17 protein-coding genes are annotated in these 21,099 nt (G+C 64.4%); 7 read left to right on the forward strand and 10 right to left on the reverse strand.

Annotation, left to right across the window (positions count from 1 at the left end; translation table 11 throughout):
* The 5 genes from NN662_RS14230 to NN662_RS14250 form a co-directional block, all read right to left on the reverse strand.
* Positions 1–879, reverse strand: a complete 879-nt coding sequence (locus NN662_RS14230; RefSeq protein ID WP_261930892.1) for a DUF1499 domain-containing protein — start codon at positions 877–879, stop codon at positions 1–3.
* A gap of 107 nt (positions 880–986) precedes the next feature.
* Positions 987–1,826 carry a hypothetical protein gene (locus NN662_RS14235; protein ID WP_261930893.1) on the reverse strand — a complete coding sequence of 280 codons (840 nt, stop codon included), beginning with the start codon at positions 1,824–1,826 and terminating at the stop codon, positions 987–989.
* Entirely contained in the window at positions 1,823–2,419 is a 597-nt protein-coding gene (locus NN662_RS14240) for a HupE/UreJ family protein (RefSeq protein WP_261930894.1), read from the reverse strand. The genes NN662_RS14235 and NN662_RS14240 overlap by 4 nt, the downstream gene beginning before the upstream one ends.
* A 90-nt stretch (positions 2,420–2,509) precedes the next feature.
* Positions 2,510–5,185 (reverse strand): pyruvate, phosphate dikinase, encoded by a 2,676-nt coding sequence (gene ppdK, locus NN662_RS14245; protein WP_261930895.1) that lies wholly within the window; start codon positions 5,183–5,185, stop codon positions 2,510–2,512.
* Between the two features lie 132 nt (positions 5,186–5,317).
* On the reverse strand, positions 5,318–6,115 hold the full coding sequence (locus NN662_RS14250) for a class I SAM-dependent methyltransferase (protein WP_261930896.1): 798 nt from the start codon (positions 6,113–6,115) through the stop codon (positions 5,318–5,320).
* Positions 6,116–6,262: 147 nt separating this feature from the next.
* Between NN662_RS14250 and NN662_RS14255 the strand changes: the two genes are divergently transcribed.
* The 5 genes from NN662_RS14255 to NN662_RS14275 all read left to right on the forward strand — a co-directional run bounded on the left by NN662_RS14255 (position 6,263) and on the right by NN662_RS14275 (position 11,385).
* Positions 6,263–7,402 (forward strand): ABC transporter substrate-binding protein, encoded by a 1,140-nt coding sequence (locus NN662_RS14255; RefSeq protein ID WP_261930897.1) that lies wholly within the window; start codon positions 6,263–6,265, stop codon positions 7,400–7,402.
* Between the two features lie 57 nt (positions 7,403–7,459).
* On the forward strand, positions 7,460–8,611 hold the full coding sequence (locus NN662_RS14260) for an ABC transporter substrate-binding protein (RefSeq protein WP_261930898.1): 1,152 nt from the start codon (positions 7,460–7,462) through the stop codon (positions 8,609–8,611).
* Positions 8,608–9,678, forward strand: coding sequence for a FecCD family ABC transporter permease (locus NN662_RS14265; RefSeq protein ID WP_261930899.1), 1,071 nt, complete (start codon positions 8,608–8,610; stop codon positions 9,676–9,678). Before NN662_RS14260 ends, NN662_RS14265 begins: the two co-directional genes overlap by 4 nt.
* On the forward strand, positions 9,672–10,433 hold the full coding sequence (locus NN662_RS14270) for an ABC transporter ATP-binding protein (protein ID WP_261930900.1): 762 nt from the start codon (positions 9,672–9,674) through the stop codon (positions 10,431–10,433). The genes NN662_RS14265 and NN662_RS14270 overlap by 7 nt, the downstream gene beginning before the upstream one ends.
* 115 nt (positions 10,434–10,548) lie before the next feature.
* Entirely contained in the window at positions 10,549–11,385 is an 837-nt protein-coding gene (locus NN662_RS14275; RefSeq protein ID WP_261930901.1) for an SDR family NAD(P)-dependent oxidoreductase, read from the forward strand.
* Between the two features lie 110 nt (positions 11,386–11,495).
* Here the strand turns inward: NN662_RS14275 and NN662_RS14280 are convergent, their stop codons facing one another.
* From NN662_RS14280 to NN662_RS14295, 4 genes are all read right to left on the reverse strand, one after another.
* On the reverse strand, positions 11,496–11,870 hold the full coding sequence (locus NN662_RS14280; protein WP_261930902.1) for an inhibitor of vertebrate lysozyme family protein: 375 nt from the start codon (positions 11,868–11,870) through the stop codon (positions 11,496–11,498).
* 274 nt (positions 11,871–12,144) lie between these two features.
* Positions 12,145–15,606, reverse strand: coding sequence for a chromosome segregation SMC family protein (locus NN662_RS14285; protein ID WP_261930903.1), 3,462 nt, complete (start codon positions 15,604–15,606; stop codon positions 12,145–12,147).
* Positions 15,607–15,876: 270 nt separating this feature from the next.
* Complete coding sequence (locus tag NN662_RS14290) at positions 15,877–16,638, reverse strand: DsbA family protein (RefSeq protein ID WP_261930904.1); 762 nt, start codon at positions 16,636–16,638, stop codon at positions 15,877–15,879.
* Between the two features lie 153 nt (positions 16,639–16,791).
* On the reverse strand, positions 16,792–17,301 hold the full coding sequence (locus NN662_RS14295; RefSeq protein ID WP_261930905.1) for a DUF721 domain-containing protein: 510 nt from the start codon (positions 17,299–17,301) through the stop codon (positions 16,792–16,794).
* A gap of 83 nt (positions 17,302–17,384) precedes the next feature.
* Between NN662_RS14295 and mutY the strand changes: the two genes are divergently transcribed.
* Positions 17,385–18,479, forward strand: a complete 1,095-nt coding sequence (gene mutY / locus NN662_RS14300; RefSeq protein WP_261930906.1) for an A/G-specific adenine glycosylase — start codon at positions 17,385–17,387, stop codon at positions 18,477–18,479.
* Positions 18,480–18,488: 9 nt separating this feature from the next.
* A complete protein-coding gene (locus NN662_RS14305) occupies positions 18,489–19,103 on the forward strand; it encodes an HAD-IA family hydrolase (RefSeq protein WP_261930907.1) in 615 nt (204 codons plus the stop codon).
* A gap of 121 nt (positions 19,104–19,224) precedes the next feature.
* On the opposite strand, the gene NN662_RS14310 is transcribed toward NN662_RS14305, so the two are convergent.
* On the reverse strand, positions 19,225–21,087 hold the full coding sequence (locus NN662_RS14310) for a hypothetical protein (RefSeq protein WP_261930908.1): 1,863 nt from the start codon (positions 21,085–21,087) through the stop codon (positions 19,225–19,227).
* Positions 21,088–21,099 lie beyond the last annotated feature (12 nt).

Genomic DNA, 21,099 nt, shown 5'->3' on the forward strand with positions numbered 1-21,099 from the left:
CTATTTCGCGGCGATGCCGAGGAGATCGGCGTCGAGCGCGCGCAGGAAACTGTCGGTGATGCGCGCGCCGTAGCCGAGATCGTGCGGCCCGTAGCGCGACATGGTGCGCACATCGACAATGGTGGTGTCGAAATCCTCGCGCAGGCGGATCATCACGTCGAAGGGAAAGCCGAAGACCAGCGTGCGCACGGAGCCCTGCAGCAGCACGTCCGGCGGGCGCAGCGCGGCGATGCTGGCGTCATCGCCGGAGGGCTCGGGGCGTGGCGAGGGAATGGGAACGGCCGGCGTTTCCGGCTGGTCCGAGGATGGCGGTGCGAAATCGGTGCCCTTGGTTGCGACGATGGCGATACGCTCGGCGGCGGCGACGCGCATCACCGCCTCCTGCACGCGGTCGAGCGCGCCTTCGTAGCGGCGGCCGTTGAGGCCCGGATAGGCGGCGATCTGCAGTGTGCGGTCGCGGGCGAAATCCTCCGGCGGGCGCGGCAGGGTCAACTGATTGGCCTCCGGCGGCTTCAGCCAGGGAATTTCCTCGACGAGTTCGGTCTGCACGTCATAGATCGGCGGCAGCGTCACATAGGCGTAGATGGCGGCACCGGCGGCGGCAAGCGGGATGGCGGCATAGAGCAGCGCCTTGGCCGAAGCGACGCCGCCCTTGGCGCCCCAGTACCAGAGGCGGACGAAACCGATCGCGGCGAGAAACACGGCGATCAGCGCCGCGGCGGCGCTCAGCATGGCGAGGACAACGAAATTCGGCGTCAGGATGAAGCCGAAGCGGTGCAGCACGGCAACGACGAGGAACAGGAGCAGGGCGAAACGGGCGACGCGCAGCGCGAGACGCGCCGAATAGGATTGTGGCCGGTCGAAGCGGACTGTCTTCAAAGATTTCCCTGCCTTTTCCCCATTCCAAGCCGAACCGGCTTTGAACCCCTGCTCCCGCAAAGTCTTAGAATTTCAACGGCAAACAGGCAAGCGCGACCGGCGACGGATCACTCCTCCGGCGCGATGTCGTCCGCGGCGGACGGATCGAGCGGCACCTGCAGCGTCTGGAAGGCCGGGTTTTCCACCGCACCCGGCGTCGGCAATTGCGGCGCCGGCAGCTTGGCGCCGAGTTCCGGCGCATACATGGCGGCAAGCTCGATGATGCCGATGACGATAAGCCAGCTGCCGATGATGCGGCCTGCAATGCGGATCCACGGGCCGGGAAACTGCCGCAGCAGAAAGGCCGGCGCGAGGACCATCCACAGGGCGGTCAGCACCGCGCCCATGGCGAACTGGAAGACGCTGGTGCCGAAGTCATCGAGCCCGATGAAGAGCGACAGCGAGAAGGCGATGATGACGGCGGAAGCAATCGCGAACGGAAAGCGCCGCTCGCCCGGCAGCCACAAGACCGCACCGGAGATCATCAGGGCCGAGGGTGCGACGAGAAACAGGTAGCCGGACGCACCGGTCGACTGGATCAGCCGGAAGATCGGCGGGAAGAGGCTCAGCAGCACCACCAGCACACCGAAGAAGGTGAGCGCGATGCGGGCGAACTGCCGCGCCGTGGCCTGCGCGCAGACCACGCCGAGGCCGATCATCGCCAGGACAAGGTCGTAGACGGAGAAGGTGAACAGGAAACCGAGTTCGGTGAAGCCGTAGTCGTGCGGGAAGACCTGCGAGAAGAACAGGAGCACGAAGCCGATGCCGAGGAAACCGGCCGAAAAACGGAAGCTGTCGCGCTGGTGCCAGGCCTTTTCCGGAATGGCGGGCATGGGCGCGGAGAGCTTCGGCCTAGATTTCGTCGCCGGCCGGTTCTGGCTGCCCTTGCTGGTTCGTCTTGCCGTCATGCGAGAAGATAATAGATGCCGGCGAGCGCGATGAAAGCCCCGCCGAGACGAATGATGCGGCCCTGGTAATAGCGTCCGAGCAAGAGGCCGATGCCGACGCCGGCGACGTGGATGAGGCCGGTCGAGACCACGAAGCCGACCGCATAGGCCGCGGGATCGGCGGCAGCGGGCAGGAAGCGGCCATGGGCATAGCCGTGGAAAATGGCGAAGAAGGCGATGATGATGATGGCGACGGCTTCCGGCGCCTTCCATTTGAGCGCGATGACGCCACCGAGCACGATCAGCGAAATGGCGATCGCCATGACGACGATGTTGTCTGGCACGAGCCCCATCATGCCGAGTACGCCGCCAACGCACATGATCATCGGGAAGGTCGCCGGCAGCGTCCAGACCGAGCGGCCGCCCATCTGCGCGCCCCAGAGACCGACGGCCAGCATCGCCAGGAAATGGTCGCCGCCCAGAAGCGGATGCTCGAAGCCGCTGCCGAAACCGCCCATCGGCCCGCCGAGCTGGTGGGCGGAGGCGGTCGTCGCCAGCGCCATCAGGACGGCAAGCGGGAAGACACCTTGGCTGACCAGTCTTCGAACATGCATGAGATCGGCAATTCCTCGATTCGCTCGCGGCATCATAGCGACATGGATACGCAATCAAAGGCCGGTTTCAACCGGGCAATTGTCACGGCCTTATCCCTCACCCCGCTTCACCCTGATCGCCGCCTGCGCTGCGGCGAGCCTTGCGATCGGTACGCGGAAGGGGGAGCAGGAGACGTAATCAAGGCCGATCGTCTCGCAGAAGTGGATCGACACCGGATCGCCGCCATGTTCGCCGCAGATGCCGAGCTTCATGTCGGGTCTCGTCTTGCGGCCGCGCTCGGAGGCGAGCTTCATCAGTTCGCCGACGCCGTCGAGATCGATCGAGATGAACGGGTCGTGGTCGATGACGCCCTTGCGCTGATAGGTGTTCAAGAACGCGGCGGCATCGTCGCGGGAGATGCCGAACGTCGTCTGCGTCAGGTCGTTGGTGCCGTAGGAGAAGAATTCGGCCGCCTCGGCGATCTCGTGGGCGCGCAGTGCGGCACGCGGCAGCTCGATCATCGTGCCGACGAGATAGGAAAGCTCGGTGCCGCTCTCGGTCATCACGGCGCGGGCGATCGTGTCGATCCGTTCCTTGACGTAGTCGAGTTCGGCACGCAGGCCGACGAGCGGCACCATGATTTCCGGGACGACGGGTGCGCCGGTTTCTTTCGCCGCGGCAACGGCGGCCTCGAAGATGGCACGCGCCTGCATCTCGACGATTTCCGGATGCGAGATCGCCAGCCGGCAGCCGCGATGGCCCAGCATCGGGTTGAACTCGTGCAGGGCGTCGATGCGCTCGCGCATGGTGATCGCGTCCATGCCCATGGCGGCGGCGACCTCGGCCACCTCCTCGTCGTTCTTCGGCAGGAACTCGTGCAGGGGCGGGTCAAGCAGGCGGATCGTCACCGGCATGCCGTGCATGATGGTGAAGAGCTCGGTGAAGTCCGAGCGCTGCATCGGCAGAAGCTTGTCGAGCGACGCCTGACGGCCCTCGACCGTCTCGGCAAGAATCATCTCGCGCATGGCGTGGATGCGGTCGCCTTCGAAGAACATGTGCTCGGTACGGCAAAGGCCGATGCCCTCGGCGCCGAAGGAGCGGGCCGAGTGGGCGTCGGTCGGGGTGTCGGCATTGGTCCGCACTGTCATGCGGCGCACGCTGTCGGCCCACCCCATGATGCGGCCGAAATCACCGGAAAGTTCCGGCTGCAGCGTCGGCACCGCGCCCTTCATGACGTGGCCGGACGAGCCGTCGATGGTGATGACATCGCCGCGCTTCAAGACGACGCCGAGCCCGAGCAGCACTTCGTTGCGCATATCGACGCGCATGGTGCCGGCGCCGGTGACGCAAGGGATGCCCATGCCGCGCGCGACAACCGCCGCGTGGCTGGTCATGCCGCCGCGCGTCGTCAGGATGCCTTCGGCGACATGCATGCCGTGAATGTCTTCCGGGCTGGTCTCGACGCGCACGAGGATGACCTTGCGGCCTTCGTTCTGGGCGGCGACGGCCTCTTCGGCGGAAAAGACGATCTCGCCGGTTGCAGCCCCCGGAGAAGCCGGCAGACCGGATCCGATCACCGGCGCGTTGGCGCGCGGATCGACGGTCGGGTGCAGCAACTGGTCGAGCGAGGACGGCTCGACGCGCATGATCGCCTCGTCGAGGTCGATAACGCCCTCATCGACCATGTCGACGGCGATCTTCATGCCTGCCTTGGCGGTGCGCTTGCCGGACCGCGTCTGCAGCATCCACAGCTTGCCGCGCTCGATGGTGAACTCCAGGTCCTGCATGTCGCAGTAGTGTTCCTCGAGCCGCGTGGCGATGGCGTTCAATTCCGCAAACGCCTCGGGCATCAGCTTTTCGAGCGACGGCTTGTCCATGCCGGAGGCGATGCGACCGGCCTCGGTGATGCTTTGCGGGGTGCGGATGCCGGCGACGACGTCTTCGCCTTGGGCGTTCACCAGGAACTCGCCGTAGAGCATCTTTTCGCCGGTCGACGGGTTGCGGGTAAACGCGACGCCGGTCGCCGAGGCATTGCCGAGATTGCCGAACACCATCGACTGGATGTTGACCGCCGTGCCCCAGGCTTCCGGAATGTCGTGCAGGTGACGATAGGTGACGGCACGCGGGTTCATCCAGCTTTTGAAGACGGCGGCGACCGCGCCCCAGAGCTGCTCCACCGGGTCTTGCGGAAAGGGTTCGCCGAGTTCATCCTCGATCAGCGTCTTGTAGCGCGTGACGATGGACTGCCATTCGACGGCGGTGATGTCGGTGTCGTGTTCGAGACCGAGGCGGCCCTTCTCCTCCTCGAGAATGTCCTCGAAGAATTCGTGATCGAGGCCCATCACCACGTCGGCATACATCTGGATGAAGCGGCGATAGCTGTCCCAAGCGAAGCGCGCATCGCCGGCGTCGTGGCCGAGCGCCTGCACGGTCTCGTCGTTGAGGCCGAGATTGAGGACGGTGTCCATCATGCCGGGCATGGAAACACGCGCGCCGGAGCGCACCGACAGGAGAAGCGGACGCTCGGAGCCGGCAAACTTGCGGCCGGTATCGGCCTCGATCGCGGCGAGCGCTTCGAGAACCTGGCCGGCGAGCGACTCCGGCAGAGTATGACCGTTTTGGTAAAACCAGGAACAGGCGTCGGCGACAATCGTCATGCCGGGCGGTACGGGCAATCCGAGGCTCGCCATCTCCGCCAGGTTCGCGCCCTTGCCTCCCAGCAGATCGCGATCAGACGCTCCCCCTTCGGCCTTTCCGTTCCCGAACGTGTAGACCCACTTCGTCATTCCCATTTGCCTTTTGTCATTTTAAGCCGGAGCCTAATGCATTCGACTGCAAATGAAAAATCAAAACTGTGGCAAAATGCTGCGTCGCACAAAATATTGTTTCAACCCTGCGACGAATGGGGCGCGCGACGGTCAGTCCTGCGGCTTGGTGGCGAGGATTGCGTAGCGGTGCTGGGTGCTGCGCTCCAGCCCCTTCAGGAAGGAGAAATTGGCGGCCTGGGCACGATGGATCGGGCGCATCGCATAATCGACCTTGACCGGCGAGAAGCCGGTTTCGGAAAGCAGCGAGGCGACGGCCTTGGCCCTGGCACCTTCAGAGAAATGGACGCGCGACAGGATGCTGCGATGGGTCTTCATCATCTCGGCGCTGCGCACCGCGCCGTGACCGTCCTGCGGGCCATTGAGCTTCGACGCCAGCCACGAGGCGAAGCGCGCCACCGGGCCCTTGTTGACGAAGTCGCCATCGATGACGAGCAGCTTGCCGCCGGGCTTCAAGACGCGGAACCATTCGCGGAAAGCCGCCTGCGGATCGACCAGCGTCCAGACGAGGTGGCGGTTGATGATGACGTCGTAGCTCGCGTCCGGCTCCATCGTGTTCTCGGCGTCGCCCATGACGAAACGAATGCCACGCTTGCGGTTCGCAGCCTTGGCGCGGGCCCTCTCCAGCATCGCGTCCGACCAGTCCATGCCGGTGACATGAAAGCCGAGATCGTCCATCAGGTGGGAGACGACGGCGGTGCCGCAGGCAAGGTCCAGCGCAGTCCGGCCACGCCCCTCGCCGACATGCTTGCGGATGAGGTTATGCCAGGCGGCGCGCTCAGCTTCCGAGAAAATCTCGTGGCCCGGCTGGTCATCGAAAGTTGCGGCCCGCTCGGACCAGTAAGCCTTTATTTCATCACGCAAATCGAAGTTGGCCAGTGCGTCCGTCATCGTCTCTTCCAGTGGGGGCAAGCGGCAGTTTAGAACCGCTCAAAAAGATATTTCTTGACCATTTTAGTCATCTTAAATATGGCGAAACTTGAGCCTGATTATCAGCATTGATTTTCGAGGTCCAGTGCAATTTCCGGAGAGGAAACGATGAAGTTTTTGAGCCGCGCGGCACTTGCCGCGACCGTCTACGCCACGCTTGCCGCGACCGCCGCATGGGCCGGCGACATGGTCACCGTCACCGACATTACCGGCCGCAAGGTCGAGGTTTCAGTGCCGGTTGAAAGGGTGATCCTCGGCGAGGGTCGGCAGATCTATTTCACCGCCGCGCTCGACACGGATGCCCCCTTCAAGCGCGTCGTCGGCTGGCGTGACGATTTCAAGAAGGCCGATCTCGACGGCTACAACGAATATCTCCGCAAGTTTCCCGAGATGGACAAGCTGCCGACTTTCGGCGGCATGAAGGACGGCACGTTCGACGTCGAACAGGCCGTGGCGCTGCATCCCGACGTCATCATCATGAACATCGACGCGAAGGCGGCGACCGAGGAAGCCGGCTACATCGACAAGCTCGCCAAGGTCGGCATTCCGCTCGTCTATGTCGACTTCCGTGAAAAGCCGATGGAAAACACCGAACCGAGCATGCGACTGATCGGCAAGCTCTACGGCAAGGAAGACCGCGCCGAGGACTTCATCAAGTTCCGCGAAGAAGAAATCGCCAAGGTGACAGACGTTCTCGCCGCCCATCCGGACGTCAAGAAGCCGGTGGTCTTCATGGAACGCGCCGGCGGCTATTCCGACGATTGCTGCATGTCCTTCGGCAACGAGAATTTCGGCAAGATGGTCGAGATTGCCGGCGGCATCAACATGGCGAAGGACATCATCCCCGGCACGTTCGGCACGGTCAATCCGGAGCAGATCATCGCCTCCGACCCCGACCAGGTGATCGTCACCGGCGCCAACTGGGAACTCTATGTTCCGGGCGACAACTGGGTCGGCCTCGGCGCCGGCGCGGACAAGAAGGAAGCGGCCCGCAAGCTTTCCGCCCTGATGGACCGCCCGGGCTTCACCGGCATCAAGGCGGTGAAGGACGGCAATGTCCACGCCATCTGGCACCAGTTCTACAACAACCCCTACCAGTTCGTGGCCATCCAGCAGATCGCCAAATGGCTGCATCCGGACCTTTTCAAGGACCTCGATCCGGAGGCGACCTTCTCCGAACTGCACAAGCGTTTCCTGCCCGTCCCGTATGAGAGCGGATATTTCGTGTCCGTGAACTACGGCGGCTGACACGACGACCACCCGGCGGGAACTCCATCCCGCCGGGTTCATTTTCTGGAGCATGACATGACATTAATCCGTATTCTGCCGGCTGCCGCTCTGGCGGCTTTTGCGTTTCTGGCGCCCCACTTCGCGTCGGCCAGGACCGTCACCATCGAGGATGCCGCCGGCCGCACCGTTGAAATCGACGCGCCGGCCAAGCGCGTGCTGCTTGGCGAGGCGCGGCAGGTGAGCGTGGTTGCGGCGATCAAGGGCGCGCAGACCTTCGACACGATCGTCGGCTGGCGCGACGACCTGATCAGCAAGGATCTCGACACCTACAACAGCTATCTCGAAAAGTTCCCGCAGATCGCCGATCTGCCGCGCTTCGGCTATGTCGGCGACGGGACCTTCAATCTGGAAGCGGCGATCGCGCTCAAACCCGACGTCATGACGCTCAATCTCGAATCCGAAAAGGCGGCGGAGGAAAGCGGGCTCGAGGAAAAACTGGCCGCTGCCGGCATCAAGCTCGTCTACATCGATTTCCGCGCCGATCCCGACGCCAATATGGAACGCTCGATCCGCGCGCTCGGCGACATCTTCGGAAACGAGGAACGGGCCGAGAAGCTCATCGACTTTCGCCGCGAACAGCTGGCCGTCGTCGCCGACCGGCTGAAGCAGCATCCCGACCTCAAGGAACCATCCGTCTATCTGGAACGCGCGCCCGGCATCTACGGCGCCTTTGGCTGCTGCCGCACCTTCGGTCCGCTGAACTTCGGCAAGATGATCGCGCTCGCCGGTGGACACAATGTCGGCTCCGACTATTTCAAGACTATTTTCGGTGACCTCAACCCCGAGCAGCTGATCGCCGCCAATCCCGACATCGTCATGGTCACCGGCGCCAACTGGACCGGTTCCTCCGACATCAACCGCTTCGTCAGCCTCGGACCGGGCGCCGATCTCGCCAAGGCGCGGGTGCGGCTTGAAGGCCTGATGGAAGACCAGCCCTTCGCCAGCCTCGATGCGGTGAAGAAGGGCCATGTCTACGCCATCTGGCACCAGTTCTACGGCACGCCCTACGATTTCGTCGCCGTCCAGCAGTTTGCCAAGTGGTTCCATCCGGACCTGTTCGCCGACATCGATCCGGACGCGACCTTCCGCAAACTGCACGAGACCTTCCTGCCGGTCGACTACAAGCCCGGCTATGCGGTTGCGCTCAATGAAGGAACGAACGGATGACCCTTGCCAACGCAGAGGCAGATACGGTGAGTGAAGGCCGCCTCCTCTATCGCGGCCTCGTCACGCGCCGGCTGCTGATCCTTGCCGGCCTGGCGATCGCCCTCATCCTCTCGGTCGCCACCGACATGGCGCTCGGGCCGGCGCGCTACACGCTGGCCCAGGTCTTCTCCGCCCTTCTCGATCCTTCCGGCTCCGACGTGCAGCTGCGCGTCGTCATCTGGGACATCCGCATGCCGGTGGCGCTGATGGCGATCACCGTCGGCGCGGCGCTGTCGGCATCGGGCGCGCAGATGCAGACGATCCTCGCCAATCCGCTAGCCAGCCCCTTCACGCTGGGCATTTCGGCAGCCGCCGGCTTCGGCGCCTCACTGGCGCTCGTCGCCGGCGTCGCCTTCGTGCCGGGTGCCGTCGAATACATGATCCCGATCAACGCCTTCCTGATGGCGATGGTGGCGGCACTGTTCATCCACTTCGCCTCGTCGATGCGCGGGGTCACCGTCGAGACCATGGTGCTGCTCGGCATCGCGCTCGTCTTCACCTTCAACGCTCTCCTGGCGCTGATGCAGTATCTCGCCTCCGAGCAGGCGCTTGCCGCCGTGGTCTTCTGGACCATGGGGTCGCTGACGAAGGCGACGTGGCCGAAGGTCTATATCACCGCCGCCGTGCTCGTCGTCACCATTCCGCTGTTCATCCGCAACTCGTGGGCGCTGACGGCGCTGCGTCTCGGTGACGACAAGGCGGCGAGCTTCGGCATCAATGTCCGCCGACTGCGGCTGCAGACCATGCTGACGGTCAGCCTACTTGCCGCCATACCGGTCGCCTTCGTCGGCACGATCGGCTTTGTCGGCCTCGTCGGCCCGCACATCGCCCGCATGATCGTCGGCGAGGACCAGCGCTTCTTCCTGCCCGCCTCGCTGCTCTCCGGCGCGCTGATGCTGTCGTTGACCTCGATCCTGTCGAAGATGCTGATCCCCGGCGCCGTCCTGCCGATCGGCGTCATCACCGCGCTTGTCGGAGTGCCCTTCTTCTTCTCGCTGATCTTCACCAACAGGAGACGCGCATGGTAACCCTTACTCTCTCCGACGTCGGCGCCCGCTACGGCCGGCGCGAGATCGTCTCCGGCGTGTCTGCCGACCTTTTGAAGGGCGGCGAACTGACGGCGGTCATCGGCCCCAACGCCGCCGGCAAGTCGACGCTCTTCAAGCGTATCGCCGGCCTGCTGCCCGGCGCCGGCACGGTGACCATCACCGGGGCTGCCGATCCCGGCGAAGCCGCCTGCTACATGCCGCAGGACACCAGTGCCAATGCCGTGCTGACAGTCTACGAATCCATCCTTCTCGCCGCCAAGCAGAAAACCGGCGGCTGGCGCGTGGCCGATGGCGAACTGAAGCTGATCGACATGATCCTGAAGGCGCTGCGCATCACCGACCTCGCCTTCCGCAATCTCGGCGAATTGTCGGGTGGCCAGCGGCAGCTTGCGGCCATCGCCCAGGCGTTGGTGCGCAAGCCGGAAATCCTGCTGATGGACGAGCCGACCTCGGCGCTCGACCTGTCACGGCAGATCGAGGTGCTGACCTTCATGCGCCGCCTGGCGGCAACGGAAGGCATGGCGGTGATGATTGCGCTGCACGACATCAATCACGCGCTGCGCTACTGTCACAACGCCATCGTGATCGCTAATGGCACCATGATCGTGTCCGGTCCGGTCGAGGACGTGATCACGGAAAAGCTCCTGCGTGACGTCTATCGCGTCGAGGCCCGCATCGAGCGCTGCTCGCAGAACCGGCCGGTGATCATCGTCGACGGTTCGCTCGCCGCCTGACGCTTTGCGGTTGCCTCCGCACCGCTCTTGCCTATGTTGATGGTCAACGACCAGTGCCGTTCCGAAGATCCCCGATCGACGGGCGGCGCGGCAACATCGCAAGGAGGAAACCACCGTGAGCCATCCCGCCATCGTCTCCGGCCAGACGGCCGTCATCACCGGCGCCGCATCCGGCATCGGTCTCGCCGCAGCAAAGGCGCTTGCCGCACAAGGCATGGCGATCGCCATGCTCGACCTGCCGGGCGAGACGCTGGAGAAATCCGCCGCCGCACTTTCCGCCGCCGGCGCGCGCGTTCTGGCACTGGGCGTCGACGTTTCCGACCGCAAGACGCTGGAACAGGCGGCCGAAAAGATCGCCGCAGACCTGCCGCCAATCTCCGTGCTGATGAACAATGCCGGTATCGGCCCGGCATCCGCCTGTCTTGGCGAGGCGGGACCGTTCGAAAGCATTCTCGGCGTCAATCTCTGGGGCGTGATCAACGGTACGCAGGTGTTCGGCCCGGCGATGAAGGCGCATGGCAAGCCCGCCGTCATCATCAACACCGGCTCCAAGCAGGGCATCACCACGCCGCCCGGCAACCCGGCCTACAACGTCTCGAAGGCCGGCGTGAAGGCGTTCACCGAGGCGCTCGCCCACGAGCTGCGCAACCTGCCGGGCAGCGCCATGGAAGCCCATCTGTTGATCCCCGGCTGGGTGCATACGGGGCTGACCGCCGCCAATGGCGGCCCGAAGCCCCACGGCGCCTGGACGGCCGAGCAGACGGTCGATTTCATGCTGGAAAGCCTGGAGCGCGGCGACTTCTACATTCTCTGCCCCGACAATGACACGCCGCGCGCGCTCGACGAAAAGCGCATGGGCTGGGCGATCGGCGACATCATCGAAAACCGCCCTGCCCTTTCTCGCTGGCACAAGGACTGGGCGGACAAGTTCAAGGCGTTTATCGGCGGGTGACCGGCAAGGCGCGTGCCGTCATTTTCAACCTGTGTGCATCAAACGTTTTTTTGATGCACACAGCGGATGCAGCGCAATAGCTTCATAAGGCGCCGCGCCTCCGTCGTCTGCTACAGCCCGTTCTTCTCCATCAGCACCTTCTTCTGGCCCTCGTCCGGGTCGCCAAGAAAGATGTCGGGCTTGCCCTTCTCAAAGAGCCGCATCCAGGCCTGCTTGCCGTCGGCGGAGAACAGGATGTGCATCTGCATGCCGGCGCAATTGCCGGGCTGGCAGGTGTGGAAGAGCTGGTATTTCGTGCCGCCGATCTCGACTTCTTCCGATGGCGTGGAGACATAGTCGTTGCGGCGGATGAAATAGCGCGCCCAGCTCGGCAGGCCGGGAATGCCGAAGCGCAGCTTCTCCACCACCTTGCGGCGGGCTTCTGACTTGTCCAGTACCTCTCCAAGGTTCTGGCCTGCGAGCGACTTTGCGTCGTCTGCGACCATGATGACGGTCGCACTCTCACCACTGTAAGCATCCCCTCGCCCCGCTTGCGGAGAGAGGGCCAGGGTGAGGGGCAAATGCCGGTTCGCCGGAGCAGCAAAACTCCCCCTCACCAAGCTTGCCGAGCCAATCGGCTTCGCCTCCTGGGGCAAGCTATCCTCTCCCCGCAAGCGGGGCGAGGAAAAGGCCGTGGCGGCAGACGCGACGAGAAGGCACGAGGCGGCAAACAGGGTCTTCTTCAAAGGCCTTCTCCCGAGGATCTTTGATGGGCGCCGATCAGGCCGGCTCGCGCAGGCGCTCGGCGGTCTGCAGGTCGACGGAGACGAGCTGGGACACGCCCTGCTCGGCCATGGTGACGCCGAACAGGCGGTTCATGCGGGCCATGGTGATCGGATTGTGGGTCACCACGATGAAACGGGTGTCGGTCGAGCGCGTCATCTCGTCCATCAGGTTGCAGTAGCGCTCGACATTGTGGTCGTCGAGCGGCGCATCCACTTCGTCGAGCACGCAGATCGGCGCCGGATTGGTGAGGAAGACGGCGAAGATCAGCGCCATCGCCGTCAGCGCCTGCTCGCCGCCCGACAGCAGCGTCATGGTCTGCGGCTTCTTGCCGGGCGGGCGGGCGAGGATTTCGAGGCCGGCTTCCAGCGGATCCTCGGATTCGATCAGCTGCAGCTCGGCCGTGCCGCCGCCAAATAGGTGGGTGAAGAGACGGCGGAACTGCTCGTTGACGACGTCGAAGGCGGCCAGCAGCCGTTCACGGCCCTCGCGGTTGAGGCTCTGGATCGCGCCGCGCAGCTTGCGGATCGCATCGATGATGTCGTCGCGCTCCTTGATCAGCGCCGCGAGCTTTTCGGAAAGTTCCTTCTGCTCTTCCTCGGCGCGCAGGTTGACCGCGCCGAGCCGCTCGCGCTCGATCTTCAGCCGCTCCAGTTCACGCTCCACCTCGCGCGAGTCGGGGATCTCGTCCATCGCCTTGAGGCCAGTCAGGCGGAAGGCCTCGTGCGGAGCGCATTGCAGGGCCTCGCGGATCAGGCTTTCGCTATCCTGCCGGCGCTCGCGGGCGGACACCAGCCGCTCCTCGGCACGGCCGCGCTTCTCACGGGCTTCGGCAAGTTCGGAAAGCGCGCGGGCGGCGGACTGATCGGCCTGGCGCTGCATGGCCTCGGCCTCGGCAAGGCGATCGGCAGCATCGCGGCGGTTTGCCTCCGCCTTCTGCAATTCCGTCATCAGCGCCCGGCGCTTCTCTTCCATCTCTTCCGGCGCGACATCGAGGTCGGCGGCCTCCTCGCGGGCCTCCTCCTCGCGGTCACGCAGTGTCTGGATATGCTCCTCGGCATTGGCCGCCCGCGCCTTCCAGGCGGCGCGCTCCTCGGCGATGGCGGATATACGCCGCTCGCGCGCCTCGTTTTCACGGTTCAGGCTCTCGTGCCGGGCGCGGGCCTCGGCGAGCACGCTGCGGCCATTGGCGACGTCGAGCTGCTGGGCGCGCAGGGCTTCATCAAGCTCGGTCAGGTCCGGGGCGTTCTCGATCTCGATGCGGGCGTCCTCCTCGCGGATGACAACCTCTTCCAGCTGCGCGCGGATCTGTCCCAGGGCCTCGTTCAACACGTCACGGCGGCGAATGAGATCGCCGGAGGCGCGTTCGGCAGCGGCGAGTGCCTCGCGGGCTTCGGCGACACGACGCGTTGCCAGCCGCACCGTATCGCGGGCGGCGTTGAGCTGGCCTTCTTCCGCTCGAATACGGTCGCCGGCCGCGCGAAGGGCGAACTCCGCGTCTTCGAGCACGATGCGGGCCTCATCGGTCTCGGCTTCCAGTTCGGCAAGCCGGTTTTTCTGGGAAAGACGGAGGGCCGCAGCGCTCGGCGCGTCGGCGCCGGTCACATGGCCGTCCCATCGCCAGACGGCGCCGGTCTTCGTCACCAGCTTCTGGCCGGGCTGCAGAAGGGCGGCAAGCCCTGGAGCATCGGCGTCGGCCACCAGACCGATCTGGCGCAGGCTGCGGGTCAGCGCCACCGGTCCCGCGACATGCGTCAGCAGCGGCTCCGCCCCCGCGGGCAATGCTGGATCGCCGGCGCCATCGCCGTTTTCGTACCAGTAGGAGGGAGCGGCCGGATCAAGCGCAGAATCAAGATCGTCGCCCAGCGCGGCACCGAGCGCCGTCTCGTAGCCCTTGGTCACTGTCAGCGCATCGGCGACTGGGGCGAACTCGCCCGCCGCCTCGCCAGCCGACAGCATGCGGGCGATGGTGCGGGCTTCGGTTTCCAGCGCATTGACGCGCGAACGCGCGGCTTCCACGGGCTGGCGGCTTTCGGCCTCGTGACGGCGGGCGTCCGTAACACGGCTTTCGGCGTCCTGCACGACAATGCCGGCATCTTCCAGGGCGATCTCGGCCGCTTCGACCAGTTCCTGCTTTTCGGCGGGATCGGGAAGCGCCGACATGCGCTCGGCGATCGCGGCGACTTCCGCGTTCGTTTCCTGCATCTGCCGGTCGAGCCTGAGCTTGCGATCGGCGAGATCGCGGATGGCACGCTCCAGCTGATGGCGCAGCGCCGCCGCCTCGGCGCGTTCGGCGGTCAGGGAGGCCAGCGTCTTTTCGGAAGCGGCGAGCGTATCGGAGGCGGCGACGAAGGCCTCCTTGACCTCCTGCGACATGCGGCCGGAATCGGCAAGCACCGCCTTCAGCTCGGCTTCCTCGGCATCGAGCCTTGCAAGAATGGCGGCATTGTCGGCCACGAGCCGGCTTTCGCGTTCGATGTCCTGGGCGAGCTGTGCCAGACGTCGGGTCAGTTCCTCGCGCCGGCGCAGGATGCGATTGGCGTCCTCTTCAAGCTGCGTGCGGGCGATCTGCAGGCGCTGCAGGGCGGCGGCCATTGCCGCCTCGTTCTCGCGTAGTTCAGGCAGTTTCAGGCTCGCCACGCCTTGCGACTTGGCGGCCTCCATCTGCGCCTGCGCGCGCTCGGCGACGACCGCCGTCGTCTGGTTGAGTTCGCTGGTCGCTTCCGCCTCGGCGTCCTTCGCCTGCACCCATCGTATATGCAGGAGCATGGCTTCGCGGGCGCGGATGTCGGCCGACAGCGACTTGAAGCGCGATGCCTGGCGGGCCTGACGCTTGAGGCTCTCGATCTGGCTTTCGAGCTGCGAGGTGACGTCGTCCAGACGCTCGAGATTGGATTCGGCGGCGCGCAGACGCAGCTCCGCCTCATGGCGGCGCGAATGCAGACCGGAAATGCCGGCCGCTTCTTCGAGCAACTGACGGCGGGCCTGGGGCTTTGCCTGGATCAGCTCGCCGATGCGGCCCTGCCCGACCATGGAGGGCGAGCGCGCGCCGGTGGAGGCATCGGCGAAGAGCAGCTGCACATCCTTGGCGCGCGCCTCCTTGCCGTTGATGCGGTAGACGGAACCCTGCTCGCGCTCGATGCGGCGGGTGACCTGGATCTCGTCGGCATCGTTGAAGGCGGCAGGCGCGGTGCGGTCCGAGTTGTCGAGATAGAGGCCGACTTCCGCCGTGTTGCGGGCCGGACGATTGCCGGAACCGGAGAAGATGACGTCGTCCATGCCGGAGGCGCGCATGTTCTTGTAGGAGTTTTCCCCCATCACCCAGCGCAGCGCTTCGACCAGATTGGACTTGCCGCAGCCATTCGGCCCGACGACGCCGGTCAGCCCCTCCTCAATGAAGAATTCGGAGGGTTCGACGAAGGACTTGAAGCCCACCAGGCGCAGCTTGTTGAACTTCATGGGGCCGGAGCTCCATGGATCAATCGTGCATGCTTCGAATAAAGTCCCTCTCTGCCCTGCCGGGCATCTCCCCCACGAGGGGGGAGAAGGCTCGTGGCCATGTCGCGGCCCAATTCCAGGTGAAGCGATAGCGTCCGCCTAAGCCCCTCCCCCTTGTGGGGAGGGGTTGGGGAGGGGTATGCCCCACGCGCATCACTGATAGCGCCAAGACGCAAAAAAACGGGCGCACGGAGGTGGCCGTGGCCCGTCTTTGTCAAGACATCGGACGGATCAAAGCAGCGGGTCGATGAGCGCTGACATTTGTTCAACCGACATTTCTCCAGAATAGCGCTTCCCGTCGATGAAGAAGGTCGGGGTGCCGTTGACGCCAAACTCCGTGACAGCCCGGTTTTTCACTGCGGTCACATCATCGAGAAGTTTCTGGTTCGTCAAGCAGGCCTGGAAGCTCTCCTGTGTAAAACCGGCGAGTTTCGACATCTGGAGCAGTGCCGCACTCTTGTCGTCGGCCGTCGCCCAGGTGATCTGCTGCTTGAACAGCATTTCGACGAAGGGGAAGTACTGTTCCTGCGGGGCGCAGCGCGCCAGCATGATGGCGGCGGCGGCGAGGTTGTCGAGCGGGAATTCGCGCAGGATGAAGCGCACCTTGCCGGTGTCGATATACTTCTTCTTGATGTCTTCGAAGACATTGTTGGAGAAGCGCGCGCAATGCGGGCAGGTCATCGACATGTATTCGACGATGGTGACCGGGGCATCGGCCTTGCCGATGGACTCTTCCGGCAGCGGGCCGGGTTCCATCAGCTTGGCGATATCGACGGAGCCTTCGGCTTCCGGCACGTCCACCTTCTTGTCGGCGGCCGCGTTGTCGGTGGATGCCGTTTCAGTCGGATCGGTCTTGGCGGCAGCCGGATCGCTGGATTTCTGCGCGCTTTCGTCCTTGCTGTCGGAGCAGGCGGCGAGCGCCAGTGCAACCGCACCGACGGCGATGCCCCCGAGCAGGCGGCGCTTGGAAATTTCAAGTTCGGCTTTCGGCATATATTCACCCATCGTGTAATCGAATTCGCGAAAAAACTGTCGGCATCCGGATATCGCGGCGACCGGCAGCTTACAAGGATTGTTTGAGCGGACTATCTTCAAACAATTGTGACCGCAACACGGCCATCAACCTATCGCCTGCCGCAACGCGGATCAACGCCGGCGTTTTGCCAGAACGCCGCGGCCGAGCCGTTCGATCGCCTGGCGCAGCTTGTCGTCCTCGATGCCTTCCATCATATCGCCGAGCTTGCGGGCGGCCTCGCCACGCAGGGCCGGCAACGGACGCCTGACCGGTGCAGCCGAGACCGGCTTCTGGACGATGCGGATCTGGCGGATCGCCGGGAAACCGAAGAAGCTGTTGATCCGGCCGATCAGTTCGCCCTGCGCATGGGTGAGGAACAGCGCGCGGGCGCCTTCGCAGGCGATGATCAGCGTTCCCGGCTGATAGCCGCCGCCATTGCCGGTTTCAGAGACGCGGCGGTCCCAGGCGATCTTCTCGGGCCGGGTGCAATCGGCAAACTCCTCGCCGACGATGCCGTCCCAGCCGGCCAGAAGCGCGGACGAAATGCCGGCGCGCTTGGCCAGCAACGGATCGATGATGCCGTTGGCGGCCTCGGCGATCTGTCTGGCTCCGTATTTGCCACTTTGTTTCGGCGGTCGCATGTTATCCCGTTCGACGTCTTTGCCTTGATCGGCGACGCACGTTCGGCCACAACTATCGCACTTTCGCGAATCCGCCGCAAACAATGACGCCCAGGAAAACAGAAATCCCCAGTTCCCCGAAGTCTTCCGACCTTCTCGCCTGGTACGACCGGCACCACCGCGACCTGCCGTGGCGGGTCTCGCCGCCGATGGCGGCGCGCGGCATCAAGCCGGATCCGTACCGCGTCTGGCTGTCGGAGGTCATGCTGCAGCAGACGACGGTGCAGGCGGTCAAAGCCTATTTCGAGGTCTTTACCTCGCGCTGGCCGACCGTCACCGACCTTGCCGATGCGGAGACCGCCGACGTGATGGCGGCTTGGGCCGGGCTCGGCTACTACGCCCGGGCCCGCAACCTGAAGAAATGCGCCGAAGCCGTCGCCTACGAGCATGGCGGACGCTTTCCCGATACGGAGGACGGGCTGAAGGCACTGCCCGGCATCGGCGACTACACGTCGGCGGCCGTCGCGGCGATCGCGTTCGACCGGCCGGCAGCGGTGATGGACGGCAATGTCGAGCGGGTGATTTCGAGGCTCTACGCGATTTCCGATCCTCTGCCCGGCGCCAAGCCGCAGATGAAGGCGAAGGTGGCGGCGCTGACGCCTTCAAACCGGCCCGGCGACTTTGCCCAGGCAATGATGGATCTCGGCGCCACCACCTGCACGCCGAAGCGGCCGAGCTGCATCCTCTGTCCGTTCAAGGAGAGCTGCCTTGCGCTCGCCGACGGCGATCCCGAGCGCTATCCGGTCAAGGCGGCGAAGAAGGCGAAACCGCTGCGGCGCGGCGCGGCCTTTGTCGCCGTGGCCGGCGACGGCACCGTCTTTCTCAAACGCCGCGAAGACCGCGGCCTGCTCGGCGGCATGACGGAAGTGCCGACGACCGAGTGGACATCGAGGCGGGACGGCGAAACCGGCACGGATGCCGCCCCCTTTGTCGCCGACTGGCGGGCGGCCGGCGAAATCACCCATGTCTTCACCCATTTCGAGCTCAGGCTTTCCGTCTTCCGGGCCGATGTCACGCGCGTGGAGCGAAATGACGGATGGTGGGCGCCGGTTACAAATCTTGATGCCGAGGCCCTGCCGACGGTCATGAAAAAAGCAGTCAGCGCCGCTATACCGGACGCCTTCAAGACCAAAGGGTAGGACAAACGCATGACCGCAGACATTCGCCACATCGTCTTCGACATCGGCCGCGTGCTCATACACTATGACGCCGAAATCCCCTTCTCACGCATCATTCCCGATCCGCAGGAGCGCGACTGGTTCTTCGCCAATGTCTGCACGCATGACTGGAACGTCGAACAGGACCGCGGGCGCACCTGGGAAGAGGCGGAGGACGTCCTGATCGCGGTCTATCCGGACCATGAAGACAGTATCCGCGCGTTCCGCAAGCATTGGCACGAGATGGTGCCGCATGCCTATGACGGCAGCGTTGCGATCATGAAAGGCTTTATCGACGAGGGCCGCGACGTCACCATGCTGACGAACTTCGCCTCCGACACGTTCCGACTGGCGCAGGAGATCTTCCCCTTTCTGACATTGCCGCGCGGCGTGACCGTCTCCGGCGATATCGGGCTGATCAAGCCCGACGTGGCGATCTACGACCGGCACACGAAGGACTTCGGCCTGGCGCCGTCGGCGACGCTCTTCATCGACGATTCCGCCGCCAACATCGCGGCCGCGAGAGCTTACGGCTGGAACGCCATCCACTTCACCGGCGCTGACACTCTCAAGGAAGAATTGGGCAAATACGGCCTTCTGGCCTGACCATTCGGGATGGTTTGTGACGGAGGAAGGGAAGGCGGTTCCCTTCCTCCGTCATGCCGACCAATTGCGAGGTGGCCGGTATTCTTGTCGACGGAAATGCAAGTATTCCCGATAACTTGCCTCAAGCTGACGCTACGTCAGTCATGGCGCCCATAAGGCAATTTTCGAAGTCACGTGTAAAGGAAATCGTGTCGAAAAGCGGGGCAGACTTGCGGCAATTCACAAGATGTTTTTTGAGCTCGCTCCGGCGCGTCTCGTTTTCTGCCAGTTCGACTGCGGTTTGCACGAATGTGTCCAGATCCGGGGCAACAAGCTCGCGCAAGCCGACGGCGGCGAGCAGGCTTTCCGTCACCCGGCCGGCGAAGTTGCTGCCCTTCCAGCCGAGCACGGGCACGCCGGCCCACAACGCGTCCGACGTGGTGGTGTGACCGTTATAGGGGCCGGTATCGAGTGCGATGTCCGCCATGGCGATGCGCTGCAGGTGATCGGCCATCGAAATCTTAGGCGCAAAGATGATGCGCGAACGGTCGATCCCTTGCGCCTCCGCAGCCCGGCACAGGAATTCCTCCGCCACTGGCGTCTGCGCCGCCAGCCAGAGAACAGAGCCCTCGACCTGCTGCAGTATCCGCATCCACCCACGGAAGACCGAGCCGCGGATTTTCTGTGACTGGTTGAACGAGCAGAAGACAATCTCGTGCTCCGGAAGGCCGTGATCGGCGCGCGCGCCCTTTCGGACAATCTGTGGCCGGGTCGCATCGTTTGCCTGGTAGCTTCCCGGCATGCGCAGGAGCCTTTCCTGATAGAAGGCCGCGCTCAAGTCCGGCGTCACGATCCGGTCGGTGATGGCGTAATCGATGCCGGCGCCGGCAACGCTGCCGGGAAAGCCGAGATAGGTGACCTGCACCGGCGCCGGACGACGACAGAAGATGGCGATCCGGCTTCCCTGCGTATAGCCCTTGAGGTCGACGAGGATATCCAGCTCGCAATCGCGGATGGCGGCTGCCGCCGCGTCGTCGTCCATGTCGAGAATATCGATGTAGTAGTCGACGCTGTCGAGAAAGCGCAGGTGCATCTTCTCGTGCCGGCGGCTGCGGGCGGTGTGGCAGATGCCGTAGACCTCGAAACGCTCGCGGTCATGGTGATCGAGGACTCCGGCAAACAGCGCCATGGTCGCGTGATCGTGAAAGTCGCAGGAGAGATAGCCGATCCGAACCGGCTCGTCCGCTGTGCGCTCACGCGTCGATTTCCATTTCGGCGCAACGGGCGGCAGAAGCACCTCCGCCATGCGGCGGCTGGTGCGGGCATTGATCTCTTCATCGCTGCACCAGGCCAGATTGCGGAAGGCGTTTTCACGGATGTCGGCGACGGCCCCTTCGGCGGCATAGGCAGCTTCCAGTTCCGCCTGCAGCCGGTCGGCCATGTCGAAATCGCAGAGGCAGCTCGCGCACCAGAAGGCCTCGCTCAGCGCCAGCCGTTCCGAGGGATTGGCGCCGTAGGCCTTCAGCAACAGCGGATAGGCCTGGTCGTAGCGCCCGAGGCCGGAGAGGACGATGCCGGCATTCAGCCAGCCGTTGAAGTCCATGGCGCGCGGCGCGACAAACTCGGCATAGGGCAGCGCCTCGTCATAGCGCCCGGCCTCGCGCAAGAGAGCGCACAGCGTGTAGGCGACATCATAGTCTTCCGGCTTTCTGTCGCCGGCGGACTTCAGCAGCGAGACGGCCTCGTTCTGTCTTGAAGCGGAGAGCAGGTTTTCCACGGCCTTGAAGATCAGCGACTTGTAGCGGCCGGCATCGAGATCGGCGGCGCGAACGAAGTGGCGCGCGGCGGCTTCGCCATGCCCACGCTTCTCCTCGATGAGCCCCGTCAGGATCAGCGCCTGCGCATTGTCCTCTTCGCTTGCCAGCACAGCTTTCAGGGTCTGAAACGCGGAATTGTGGTCGCCACTTTCATATTCCCGCCGCGCTTTGGCCAGAAGCATCGTCATACTGGTCATCCC

It is taken from the genome of Rhizobium sp. NRK18, assembly GCF_024385575.1.
Lineage (GTDB): Bacteria > Pseudomonadota > Alphaproteobacteria > Rhizobiales > Rhizobiaceae > JANFMV01.